Source organism: Adhaeribacter aerolatus (assembly GCF_007991635.1).
GTDB classification, from domain to species: domain Bacteria; phylum Bacteroidota; class Bacteroidia; order Cytophagales; family Hymenobacteraceae; genus Adhaeribacter; species Adhaeribacter aerolatus.
In genome coordinates this window covers 23170-35770 of the sequence record NZ_BJYS01000046.1, presented here as the reverse complement: position 1 = coordinate 35770, position 12601 = coordinate 23170, and the positions used below count along the sequence as shown (strand labels likewise).

Sequence of the window (12601 nt, the reverse complement as noted above, 5' to 3'; positions counted from 1 at the left end):
GTGGGTAACCGTGGGCATCAGCCAAATAATCATCCTTTCCCCGACACTGAACGAGTAAAATTATTCCAGTATCTTTTTCAGCGCACAATTTATGAGCCTACCTGGAACCCGGAGAACTTATGACATTTATTTTCTGGTTATTCCGACAAATAATTTTTGCCTGAAAGCAGCTGATTTGCCCGGCTTAAAAAGTATTTATTCTCCCAGGTGGGCAATATCCATGTTCCGGTGCACCGAAAACATACTGCCGGTATGGTGCAGAACATACAGACAAAGATTATGGTGTTCGAAAATATCCATACAATGCAAGGGGTAATTCAGCATAACGCAAAGCAGAATGCGCATGGCGCGCCCGTGCATACAAATTAAAACGGTTTCTTCTTCGGGCCGGGATAGTAAAACATCCAGAAACTGGCGCTGCCGGGCCGCCACGTCTTCGGGGCTTTCACCTCCTTCAATACTCAAATGACATTCACCTTCCTGCCATTTCCGCAATACTTCAAAATAAGAATGATCGGTTTCCGGCGACACATAAGAACCTTCGCGGTTTCCCCAGCAAATTTCGTTCAGTTCGGGATGTTTTTCGTGGGGTATACCTTTATCTATAAATTTCTGTACCGATTGGATGCTCCGTTGCAAGGCCGAGGTATAAATTTTATCGAAAGGAACGTCGTAGTAAGCTTCGTAAAACCGCTGCGCCTGCCACTGACCCATTTCGTTTAAAGAAGAATCAACACCACTACCCTGAATAATTCCCTGCAGGTTATAATCGGTTTGGCCATGCCGGAGCAGGTATATTTTTTTAGTACTCAAAATTGCTCTAAATTTGTTTTCGGCTACGAATTTAAGCAATAAAGGTGATTTTTCTGGTTTAAGTTTCATTTAAACCGAAAAGCAAGTCTGTTAATGTGCCTGAATTTAGCCTTAACTTTTTCCATATGTCCGCTGAGAAAGATACGCTGCAAAGACTAAACGACTTGTGCAAAAATACACTGGCTGAAACTTTGGGTATGGAAATTACCGAAGTTGGTGCTGATTTTTTGTGCGGTAAAATGCCCGTCGACCATCGCACCCACCAGCCCTTTGGCATTTTACACGGCGGTGCTTCGGTGGCTTTGGCCGAAACGCTGGGCAGCATCGGGGCTTCTTTGCAGATAGACACCCAAAAGCAAAATTGCGTAGGCCTCGATATAAACGCAAATCATATTAAAGCGGTGCGCAATGGTTTTGTGCACGGTCGGGCAACTGCGCTGCACGTAGGCCGTAAAACCCAGGTTTGGGAAATAAAAATAAACAACGATGCCGGAGATCTGGTTTGTATTAGCCGGTTAACGGTAGCCGTCCTGGACCGGGCCAAGCAAGCTTAAGCGTAAGACCTTACCCTAACCATCTCCTTCGGCAGAGGTATCTGGAATTTAGGCTTTTAATTCTCTTTGAGGAAAACAATAAGAATTGAGGTTTAGAACGAGTTATAAGCTAAAATATATCGGAACAGGCTGGCTACTAATCCAGTATTTAAATTGCAGCAGACTATTTAAGTGACCCTAGAAGGAGATTATAGAAATACATTAGAAGCTTTATTTGCGACGGCGGTGCGTTTTAACTTGCCGGTAGCGGTTTGGCGATTGCCCGATTCAGCCGAGATAAAATTATGTCTCTCACTGCGAGGGGTACAAACGCTGGCCACTGTACCCCATTTGGAGGGTGGCCTTTCCGGTTTTGCCTTCTATCCTTTTCAAATTACCGGCAATAACCCGGCGGCCTTTATTAATGCCGACATAACGTTCAGCAGCCTTTCTTCTAAACTTAAGTTCAATTTTAAACTGAATGAAAATCCGGAGTATGTAGCGCTGGTTAAAAGACTGCAGGAATATTTTCAGAAAATTAAAGATACCCGGTCCGCTACTACCTGGCACGTAAACCGCCACGTTTTACCCACCGAAACAAATAAACCCGATTTTATGACGGTGGTTGCGAAAGCCGTGCGGGCTATTGAAGATGGCTTATTTGAAAAGGTGGTGCTTTCCCGAACCAAGGCTTACCCACTGGAAACGGATTTTAATGTGCTGCAGGGATTTTGCCAATTGCAAGCGAAGTATAAAAACGCCTTTGTTTCACTGGTATCTATTCCGGAAGTAGGCACCTGGATGGGCGCTTCGCCCGAAATACTGGTGCAGATAAATAGTAAAAAGCTCTTTAAAACCGTAGCGCTGGCCGGTACGCAACCTCTAACGCCCGAAATTAATCCGGCCAAAGCCCGTTGGGGGCAGAAAGAGATTGAAGAACAATCGATGGTAGAGCGTTATATTTTAAATTGTTTTAAAAGCATTCGGCTGCGCGAATACACCGAAGCCGGGCCCCGTACCGTGGTAGCCGGTAATTTAATGCACCTCCGCACCGATTTTACCGTGGATATGACCCAGGTGCCATTTCCGAAGTTAGGAACCGATATGCTGACTTTGCTGCACCCTACTTCGGCCGTTTGTGGCATGCCCAAACAACCCGCTACCGAATTTATTTATCAGAACGAAGGCTATGATCGCGCTTATTACAGCGGTTTTCTGGGTCCGGTGCAGGTAGACGGCGAATCACATATTTTTGTAAACCTGCGGTGCCTGCAGCTTTTCGAAGATTTAGCGTTATTGTACGCCGGTGCTGGTATTACCGCCGAGTCGGAACCTGAAAAAGAGTGGCAGGAAACCAAACTAAAAATGGAAACCATGCGGGAAATTATGGTTAAGAAAAAGAAATGAATTTACAGGCGGTTTTTAATATTGCGGAAATTTGCGCCCAGTACGGCGTGCAGCAGGTAGTTCTTTCCCCGGGTTCCAGGTGTGCGCCTTTAACACTGGCTTTTGTCCGGCATCCCAAAATCCAGGTCCGGACTATATCGGACGAGCGGGCGGCTGCTTTTATTGGATTGGGTATTGCCTTAACTACCCGCCGGCCTGTGGTTTTGGTATGCACCTCCGGCACCGCTGCCTTAAATTATGCACCCGCGGTAGCCGAAGCTTTTTACCAGCAAGTACCTTTATTGGTAATTACCGCCGACCGTCCCGCCGAATGGATTGATCAGTTGGACGGGCAAACCATCCGGCAGGAAAATATTTACGGCCGCCATATCAAAAAGAGTTTTTCATTTCCTTCCGAAGGCGAATACCCCGATGCTATCTGGTATGGTCAGCGCCTTGTTTCCGAAGCCCTGCTCGAATCGGAGGCTTACCCGCCCGGGCCGGTACACCTGAACGTGCCTTTGCGCGAGCCTTTTTACCCAAAACCCGAGGAGCCGATCCATTTTCAGAAAAATGTAAAAGTTATCCGGGAATTGCCAATCGATTACGATTTATCATCTTCTCATATTAATTTATTAAAATTTGCCAGTGCCGGTTACCAGAAAATATTGGTTGTGGCTGGTCAAGGGCCTTACGAGGAGGAACTAACGCAAATATTACAGGCATTTGCCCGCAACACGGGTGCCGTTATCGTGGCCGATGTTATTTCTAACCTGCACGAAATACCGGGTGTTTGTCGCTACCAGGATACTTACCTGTCGGGTAAAAATACGGCTATAGCACCGGACGTGCAGCCTGATTTATTAATTACTTTTGGTTTATCAAATATTTCTAAAAATCTCAAATTATTTTTAAGAGCATTTCCGCCCCGCGCCCATTGGCACCTGCAACCCGCCGGCACAGTAGCCGACCCTTTTCAATCTTTAACCCAAATAATCCGGACTACGCCGATCAGCTTTTTTAATGCATTAGGCAGCACCCACTACCGGACTGAGCGCAATTACCAACAGGTTTGGCAACAAGAGGAAAAAAAGGCAAAAAAATACTTAACAGACTTCTTATCCGGGCCAGCATATAACGAGTTTACGGCTTACTACCAGGTATTAAAGCATTTGCCCCAATTGGTTAATTTGCATTTAGCCAATAGTATGTCGGTGCGGTATGCCAATATTATTGGGCTGAAGCCCAGGCAGCAGGTAACTGTTTTTGCCAACCGGGGCACCAGCGGCATCGATGGCTGTACCAGTACAACGGTGGGTTCGGCCCTTAGTTCACCAAATTTAACTGTATTAATTACCGGCGACCTGGCCTTTTTTTACGACCGCAATGGTTTGTGGCACAATTATTTACCCGCTAATCTTAGAATTGTACTTTTAAATAACCAAGCCGGCGGCATTTTCCGGCTGATTGATGGCCCCCGGCAACAACCCGAGCTGGCCGAGTTCTTTGAAACCTACCAGTACTTAAATGCGGAACAGACCGCCAAAGATTTTAAAATGGCTTATTTCCCGTGCCACAGCTTACCGGATTTAACTAAAAACCTGCTCTTGTTCTGGCAAGCCGGCCCCGGCATTCTGGAAATCTTTACTTCCAGCCCCGAAAATGCTGCCTTTTTCGACCGTTTCAAAAGAGAATCTCCTTTTAAGGCTACTTAACTTTAAAAATAAGCAAGTTTTTTAGGTCCTAAGTTTTATGAGAATCGTATAAAAATAAAAAGGTTACATAAAATTTTTGGCTATGGAGTTAACACATCGTATTGGCCACTGGGCTGACACTCATCACCCGGCCTGGCTCGACCTCATCCGTATGGGATTAGGTACTTTCATTTTGTTTAAAGGCTTGGTATTTATCAGTGATATTAGTGTTTTAGAAAGATTACTGATAAATATTAACCTCGATTGGTCCTCTTTTATCTTCGCGCATTATATTGCTTTTGCTCATTTGGTGGGCGGCATTCTCATAGCCTTGGGGTTGGTAACCCGCGCGGCTATTTTGTTTCAGCTTCCCATTTTGCTGGGCGCTGTCCTCTTCGTTCATCCCGATGAAAGCATGCGTACCATTAACACGGAGTGGTGGGTTTCAGCCGTTACCCTTTTGTTGTTAATAGTATTTTATATTTATGGTTCCGGCCCTTGGTCGCTGGACCAGTACATGCGTACCCACCGGGAGCGTTAAAGCCAGCCTTTAGCACAAGGGCTGCAATTGATTAATACGTTTTTGTTTTCTATTACAAAACAGTAAATCAATGGAATTAACACAAAGAATTGACAACTGGTCGGCAAGCCATCCGGCCTGGATGGACATTTTCCGGATGGCATTGGGTATTTTTCTCCTGGGTAAAGGTATTGCCTTTTTAAATGACATATGGGCGCTGCAAAGGTTACTACAAAATGTAAACATCGACTGGAACTCCCTGCAACTGGCCTATATTATTGCCTTTGTACACATTGTGGGTGGATTTTTGATCGCTATTGGCTTTCAAACCCGGCTGGCAGCACTTTTTCAGATTCCTATCCTGATTGGGGCGGTCTTTTTTATCTGGCCCGGTTTTTCGACCGATAATATTAACCAGATGGTTCCGGGTGGGGTAATGTTTGTGTGGTCAGGCAAAGATACTTCGGCCATTACCGCAGAATGGTGGATTTCGGTAGCAACCCTCGTGCTGCTGATAATTTTTCTCATTATCGGTTCCGGCCCTTGGTCGGTGGATCGTTATATTAAATCGTACGAGGAAGAGTAATTTTTTTAATATTGATAGCCCCTAATTAAAAACCGGCCTACTTCATCAAATTTTTAATTCTAATAAAACAACTATAAAAACACGGAGCCTACTCCGTGTTTTTTGATTTTAGAGCAAATCTAATCCTGATTTTTATTTTCCCGTAAGATGCTCTACCTTCGAAACCCTATAGCATTAACCTTATTGAACTAAAATATGCAGTTAAAATATCCCTGGCAAACCATTAAAGAATATAAAGAAATATTATTTCAGCAGTACAACGGCATTGGCCGCATCAGCATCAACCGCCCCGAAAAACACAATGCGTTTACCCCTTTAACGGTGCAGGAAATGAGTGAGGCCATGGAACTGGCCCGCCAGAACCCCGAAATAGGTGTAATTGTGTTGTCTGGCGAAGGTGGCCGCGCCTTTTGCAGCGGCGGCGACCAAAGCGTGCGCGGGCATGGTGGCTACGTGGGTGAAGACACCGTTCCGCGCCTGAACGTGCTGGATTTACAAATGCAGATCCGGCGAATACCGAAACCAGTGGTAGCCATGGTAGCGGGCTGGGCTATTGGCGGCGGTCACGTGCTGCATGTAGTTTGCGATTTAACCATTGCGGCTGAAAATGCCCGCTTCGGGCAGACCGGCCCCAATGTAGGTTCGTTTGATGGAGGTTTCGGTGCTTCTTACCTGGCGCGGATTGTGGGGCAGAAAAAAGCCCGCGAAATCTGGTACCTCTGCGACCAGTACGATGCCCAGGATGCGTTGCAAATGGGTTTGGTTAATAAAGTAGTACCGCTGGAACAACTGGAAGAAACCACCGTAGCCTGGTGTCAGAAAATACTGGAGAAGAGCCCCATGGCGTTGCGTATGCTGAAATCGGCCTTTAACGCCGAACTCGACGGGCAAGCCGGTATTCAGGAACTTGCCGGCAATGCCACCCTCCTTTATTATTTATCCGACGAAGCCAAAGAAGGCAAAAACGCTTTCCTGGAAAAACGCAAACCCGACTTTTCGAAATATCCGAAATTCCCGTGAGTTTAAAGTGATTAGTTGTTAGTATTTGGAAGAAGTAAGGGTAAAATTAATTTGTTAGATATGGAAGCGGGACATATATAAACCTAATTTCTGGCTGAAAGACTTCAAACGGAATTATTTACAAACCACTAAAATCTAATAACTAACTACTAATTACTAATAACTAAAATGGATCACCTGGAACTGAACGGCAAGAAGTTTTACTACGAAGAAATTGCGGCCTACTCTTTTCGGAACAGTATCCCGATAAACGGCTATGAGGCGAAGGTGCTGGAATTTTGCCGGAACTGGCTGAACGGGCAGCAGGAATTTGTAGTGCATACGTCCGGCTCTACGGGGCCACCTAAGAATATTACCCTTACCCGGACCCAAATGGAAGCCAGCGCCCGCCGGACCATAGCTTTTCTGCAACTACAAGCCGGCGACCGGGTATTGGTGAGTTTGAACGTAGAAGCCATTTCGGGTATGATGATGGTGGTAAGAGGCCTGGTGGCCGATTTACACCTGACTATTATTGAACCCATTGGCAACCCATTGGCCTTCTCCAAACCCGAACAGCCGTTCGATTTTATTTCGCTGGTACCTTATCAATTACAAACCATCATTTCCGAATCGCCGGCCAAAAAGTTAATTTTAGATATGGCCAAAGCTATTCTGGTGGGCGGAGCGCCGGTAACGTCCGAATTAGCCGAAGCCGTAAAAACTGTAAAAGCACCGGTTTACCACAGCTACGGCATGACCGAAACTGTTTCGCATATTGCCTTGCGCCGCCTGAATGGCCCGGAGCCGGAATTATTTTACAAAGCTTTTCCGGATATTAAGCTGAGTCTGGACGAGCGGGGTTGCCTGACCATTAAAGGCGATATTACAAATAACCAAACCATTGTTACGAATGACTTGGTAACCTTACACGATGCGCATACTTTTGAATGGCTGGGCCGGGCTGATAATACCATCAATACTGGTGGCTATAAAGTGCAGCTGGAAAAAGTAGAAGTAGCCTTGGCCCAAATTTTAATTAAGCTAAATATCGGGTGCCGGTCTTTTGTAACAGCAGTGCCGGAAGTAAAATTAGGCAGTAAATTAGTGGCAGTGCTGGAAGGCAAAACTTTGCCGGAAGAAATTGAAAATAATATTAAAAAGGAGTTGGCGCATTTTTTGCATAAATACGAGCTGCCCAAGCAGTATCTTTACACTAAAAATTTTAAAAGTACTGCCTCCGGTAAAACAGATAAGGCTGCTACCCTACAACAATTGCAGCAGCAGTAACAATGCTTTTTAGTTTATTTTCTTATTATCCTTTCATGAACAAAAATCATCAATATTTATCGGCCTTTGCCCTGGCCGCCTTACTTTTGGGTGGTTGCGCCAAACCAGTTGCTACTACCAACAACACCGTTACCGAAAATAATACTCAAAATACTGTATCGGTTGCTTCCGAGCCGCAGAAAATAGAAACGCCGGCCGATACTTTTAAATACTTTACCGACCAGTTTGCCGATTTGCGCATTCTGCGGTACCAGGTACCGGGTTTCGAAGAATTAACTGCTAAACAAAAAGAACTACTCTATTATTTGTACGAAGCTGCGCTATCGGGCCGCGATATTATTTACGACCAGAATTTTAAGCACAACCTGCGCATTCGTCGCACTTTAGATGCCATTGTGGCAAACTATAACGGCGACCGTCAAAGCCAGGAGTTCCAGAAATTCATGACTTATACCAAACGCGTCTGGTTTTCCAACGGCATTCACCACCATTACTCCAACAATAAATTTACGCCGGAATTTAGCAAAGCCTATTTTGCCACCTTGGTAAAAAATTCGCCTAATGGTGATTTCCCACTGCAAAAAGGCGAAACCCCGGATAAACTGATTGCTACGCTTACTCCTATCATGTTCGACCCGGCCATTGCGGCCAAACGGGTTAATTTAGCGGAGGGCGCAGATTTGGTTAAAACTTCGGCCAATAATTTTTACGAAGGTTTAACCCAAAAAGAAGTAGAAGCTTACCTGGCCAAACAAATAAACAAAAACGATCTTCGCCCGATTTCTCATGGTTTAAACTCGAAACTGGTAAAGGAAAATGGCAAAATAGTGGAGAAGGTTTGGAAAGTAGGCGGCATGTATTCACCGGCCATTTCCAAAATTGTTTACTGGCTCGAGAAAGCCTCGGCCGTAGCCGAAAATCCCAAGCAGAAACTGGCCCTGAATAAGTTAGCTCAATATTATAAAACCGGCGACCTGAAAATATTCGACGAATACAGCATTGCCTGGGTAAAGGATACCGATTCCCGGATTGATGTGGTAAACGGTTTTATTGAAGTGTACGGCGACCCGTTGGGCTACAAGGCTTCTTACGAATCGGTGGTTTCGATTAAAGACTTGGATGCCACCAAACGCATTAAAGCCATCGGCGATCAGGCCCAGTGGTTCGAAGATAATGCACCAATTCAGAATGAGCACAAAAAGAAGAATGTAACTGGTATTTCGGCAAAAGTGATTACGGTGGTTGTAGAAGGCGGCGATGCCGCGCCACCTACTCCCATTGGTATAAACCTGCCCAACGCCAACTGGATACGGAAAGAACACGGCTCCAAATCGGTAAACCTGGGTAATATTGTGTACGCTTATAACCAGGCAGCGGCCAAAAGTTCGGCGCTGGATGAGTTTGCCTTTTCGCCGGAGGAGGCAGCCCGATCGCGGCAATACGGCGCTTTATCGGGCAACCTGCACACCGATATGCACGAAGTAATTGGTCATGCTTCCGGACAGATAAACCCCGGGGTAGGTACGCCTAAACAAACCTTAAAAAGTTACGCTTCGGCCATAGAAGAAGGCCGCGCCGATTTAGTAGCTCTTTATTTCATGATGGATCCGAAGCTGGTGGAATTGGGGGTAATGCCTTCGCTGGAAGTAGGTAAAGCAGAATACGATGGCTACATTCGGAATGGTTTAATGACACAGTTATCCCGGATTGAACTAGGTGAAAATATTGAAGAGGCCCACATGCGCAACCGCCAGATGGTGGCCAAATGGGCTTATGAAAAAGGCAAAGCCGACAACGTGATTGAACAAGTTAAACACAACGGCAAAACTTATTTCCGGATAAATGATTACACCAAATTGCGTAACCTGTTCGGTCAACTACTCCGCGAGACCCAGCGTATTACCTCGGAGGGTGATTTTGAAGGCGCGAAAAACCTAATCGAAAATTATGGCGTGAAAGTAGACGCGGCCCTGCACAAAGAAGTACTGGAGCGCTATGCCAAACTAAATAATGCGCCTTACTCAGGTTTTATTCAGCCTAAACTAACGCCGGTAATGCAGGATGGCCAAATACAGGATGTAAAAATTTCTTATCCCACCGATTTTGTTAAACAAATGGTAGAATACGGTAAAGATTACAGCTTCCTGCCAAATTATAATTAATTGCTTTTTAATGAAATAGAGCCGCCACTCCGAAAGAAGTGGCGGTTTTTTCATGCCTTTTTACCAGAACTTTTATTAATGTTTTTTTAAAGTATAACTCCAGGAACAGGCCCAAATTTTGCTGCTTAATACCAATGCAAATAAACATTATATCTCTAGTGCTTGATAAAGGTTAGATAGTCGGGTAAAGTTTACGAAGTTTTATTCTGGCATCATTCGTTTGGAAGTGCCAGTTAGCTTTTACCTGTTTTTGGTTGCGTTCCCTTTGCCAGCATTCTATATGCTGTGCCAGGAGTTGTTTATCCGCCATTCTGTGTTTGGTGACTTGCCTTTTAAGCACGGAGAACTCTATTTCCGCCATATTGAGCCAAGAGCCATGTTTGGGCGTGAAGACAAATTCTATTTTGTCCAAAATGGCTTTGGCGCGTTGTGGTTCAAAGACTTCATACAAGGCCGCTGGCTTGTGGGCCTTCAGGTTGTCCTGCACCAGGGTTATCTTGGTAGCAGCAGCATATTGCTTTTCTACCATATCCGCTACTACCTTTGCCCACTCCAGCCGATTATTGCTCTGGCGCAGTTCCACGGTTCTTTTGCCCGCCAAAGGTTCAAAGAGCATGTAGATTTGCACCAGACTATGGCGTACGTATTCGCTGTCATACAAGGTAGTGCCCTTGCTGCTCTTTAGGGGTGTTCTGCTTGCGGAGATGAGCTGCTTGGGCGACTCATCCAGGCATACTACCGGGTAGTGCTCGGCATAAGGACGCTGGTAGACATCCAGCACCTGTTCCATCTGGCAGACAAACTCCGCTGATGCTGCCGGTATCACCCACATCTTCTCGCGCCAGGGTTTAAGTTCATTTTTTTTAACAGTACGCCCACACTCGTATGGCTGATGGCATCAATGTAGTTCAGGGCCACCATCTTATCGGCCAAAAGCTGCAGGGTCCAGCGTTCATGACCGGCAGGAGGAGTAATACAGGCCAACATCGAAAGCTTGGCTTCCACTTCGCCGGTGAGCTTCTTTTCTTTAAATACTTCCCGCTTCTTACCTGCTAAAGCCACCTGAAGCCCTTCCTGACAACAACGCTTACGCAAACGTTCAATGCTCTTGGTGCTTAGTCCATATAATCTTGATACTTCGGTATCAACTTTATTCAACCCGTTCTCGGCTACGGCCAATATAACCTGGCCTCGTACGACTTGCTTAGCTGAGGCTTTCTTCTTGCTGAGTATCCCCATCAAATACGTTTGCTCTTCTTCGGTTAATTTTAACCTATACCGCTCGGCCATCTTTTCACTGTTTTATTTGTCAGATTAACAAAATCAACAGACATTTAATTCTTTATCAAGCACTAGGCAATCTGGTCGATCATTAGCTTTTTTGTTGGCTGGCTTTCGCCTCTGCGGCGGGCCTTACCTTTTCTCCTGGATGAGGTTAACCCTTCCGCCCTGCGGGCACCTTCCCTAAACTAGGGAAGGAGTCGGCTGAACCGGAACAGTATGAAATAGCTTTGCTGGGAAGGTTTAGAATTTAATATTGATTGAACCTAGTAAGGCATCAGCTAAGCGCATACTACAGCAGTTTGGACAGCGAGGGCCTTTCAGCTTTCCGGTGCGCAGCATTCCGACGAGAGGAGGAAAGGAAAGATGAGCAGCCCGAGTGGCCAAACGGGGACCGCCGGCCGGGAGGCTTCTTAGGTTCCTGCTATGAGTTAGCACCCTACCCCTGGTATTCTGCCAGGTAGCTATTCGTATATCATAATAAATAGGCGAATGTAAAGGCTCTGTTTTATACCTGGCTTTAATCGCCAGCGAAGGTTGGTTATGCTGGTAAATTTTTAAGGGAGATTTGATGTTTCCGGCAATCCCACCAGCTACAGCAATTTCCCAGGTGCGGGTCTGACTGAAAACATTTTCTGAAAAAAATAAAAAAATTAGCATCAAAAAATACAAGTACCGGCCCTTCATTGCTACTTTTACTTTCTTTATTTTATTACAGGGAATACAAATTTTTAAAACTTTTTGTTAAACAAAATCCGTAAACCCTGAAGTTTTATTATGGTGAAATATGAACCAAAACCCTTATGCTCTTGAAGATCTTTTTATCCGGTTACAAGGCACCCAAATCGTTGACTATTCTTATGGTCAGCAAGTTCTTCGCCTCCAGATTAAAACCCCGGTAGCTTCTCAATTGTTGGCAAACACCGATACCTTGCATTTGGTATTACGAGACTGTACTAAATTATTTTACCTCAGCTATACGCAAACCCTGGAAGAACGAATTGCACAGAATGATCCGGAATATTTTTTTGGCATTGGCCTCCAAATACAAGGTTTGCAATTACGCAACCGCGAAACCGCCGATAAGATAAATAACCAGGATTTTATTATTTTCTGTAATTCGTACTTGCATAATATTGAAGCCGGAGAACTCCATTTTAAAGCCGGCGGCTTTCAACTATACGACCAGGAATTCGGTCAGATTAATTTTGAAGATTTTAAAAGAGCAGCCGGTGAGCTGCAAGCTGATCATTAATTAATATTGTATATCTTCTCCCAGGACGAATTGCTTTTAACCCTGTTTCTATTTGCTATTCTTCTACTACAACTTCATGTTA

The 12601-nt window shown here is 45.1% G+C and carries 12 protein-coding genes; 9 read left to right on the top strand and 3 right to left on the bottom strand.

Annotated features, from left to right (window positions below; genetic code table 11):
- Window positions 1-195: 195 nt before the first annotated feature.
- Window positions 196-882: a histidine phosphatase family protein gene (locus tag AAE02nite_RS23095; RefSeq protein ID WP_307725565.1), complete on the bottom strand. Its 687-nt coding sequence runs from the start codon at window positions 880-882 to the stop codon at window positions 196-198.
- 56 nt (window positions 883-938) lie between these two features.
- On the opposite strand from AAE02nite_RS23095, the gene AAE02nite_RS23090 reads away from it, so the two are divergent.
- The 8 genes from AAE02nite_RS23090 (at window position 939) to AAE02nite_RS23055 (ending at window position 9983) form a co-directional block, all read left to right on the top strand.
- Window positions 939-1367 (top strand): hotdog fold thioesterase, encoded by a 429-nt coding sequence (locus AAE02nite_RS23090; RefSeq protein ID WP_146904000.1) that lies wholly within the window; start codon window positions 939-941, stop codon window positions 1365-1367.
- Between the two features lie 171 nt (window positions 1368-1538).
- On the top strand, window positions 1539-2753 hold the full coding sequence (locus AAE02nite_RS23085; protein WP_146903997.1) for an isochorismate synthase: 1215 nt from the start codon (window positions 1539-1541) through the stop codon (window positions 2751-2753).
- Complete coding sequence (menD, locus tag AAE02nite_RS23080; protein ID WP_146903994.1) at window positions 2750-4447, top strand: 2-succinyl-5-enolpyruvyl-6-hydroxy-3-cyclohexene-1-carboxylic-acid synthase; 1698 nt, start codon at window positions 2750-2752, stop codon at window positions 4445-4447. Before AAE02nite_RS23085 ends, menD begins: the two co-directional genes overlap by 4 nt.
- Before the next feature lie 82 nt (window positions 4448-4529).
- The gene (locus AAE02nite_RS23075; protein ID WP_146903991.1) at window positions 4530-4967 is read left to right on the top strand and encodes a DoxX family protein; all 438 of its coding nucleotides are present in this window, start codon (window positions 4530-4532) and stop codon (window positions 4965-4967) included.
- A gap of 70 nt (window positions 4968-5037) precedes the next feature.
- Window positions 5038-5532: a DoxX family protein gene (locus AAE02nite_RS23070; protein ID WP_146903988.1), complete on the top strand. Its 495-nt coding sequence runs from the start codon at window positions 5038-5040 to the stop codon at window positions 5530-5532.
- Window positions 5533-5727: 195 nt separating this feature from the next.
- The gene (menB, locus tag AAE02nite_RS23065; RefSeq protein ID WP_146903985.1) at window positions 5728-6552 is read left to right on the top strand and encodes a 1,4-dihydroxy-2-naphthoyl-CoA synthase; all 825 of its coding nucleotides are present in this window, start codon (window positions 5728-5730) and stop codon (window positions 6550-6552) included.
- 168 nt (window positions 6553-6720) lie between these two features.
- Window positions 6721-7821 carry an AMP-binding protein gene (locus tag AAE02nite_RS23060; protein ID WP_246151226.1) on the top strand — a complete coding sequence of 367 codons (1101 nt, stop codon included), beginning with the start codon at window positions 6721-6723 and terminating at the stop codon, window positions 7819-7821.
- A 35-nt stretch (window positions 7822-7856) separates the two neighbouring features.
- Window positions 7857-9983, top strand: coding sequence for a dipeptidyl-peptidase 3 family protein (locus tag AAE02nite_RS23055; protein ID WP_146903979.1), 2127 nt, complete (start codon window positions 7857-7859; stop codon window positions 9981-9983).
- Between the two features lie 172 nt (window positions 9984-10155).
- On the opposite strand, the gene AAE02nite_RS23050 is transcribed toward AAE02nite_RS23055, so the two are convergent.
- Entirely contained in the window at window positions 10156-10815 is a 660-nt protein-coding gene (locus AAE02nite_RS23050) for an IS630 family transposase (RefSeq protein ID WP_246151225.1), read from the bottom strand.
- The gene (locus AAE02nite_RS23045; protein WP_146903972.1) at window positions 10806-11273 is read right to left on the bottom strand and encodes a helix-turn-helix domain-containing protein; all 468 of its coding nucleotides are present in this window, start codon (window positions 11271-11273) and stop codon (window positions 10806-10808) included. Before AAE02nite_RS23045 ends, AAE02nite_RS23050 begins: the two co-directional genes overlap by 10 nt.
- Before the next feature lie 778 nt (window positions 11274-12051).
- Between AAE02nite_RS23045 and AAE02nite_RS23040 the strand changes: the two genes are divergently transcribed.
- Window positions 12052-12519: a hypothetical protein gene (locus AAE02nite_RS23040; RefSeq protein WP_146903967.1), complete on the top strand. Its 468-nt coding sequence runs from the start codon at window positions 12052-12054 to the stop codon at window positions 12517-12519.
- Window positions 12520-12601 lie beyond the last annotated feature (82 nt).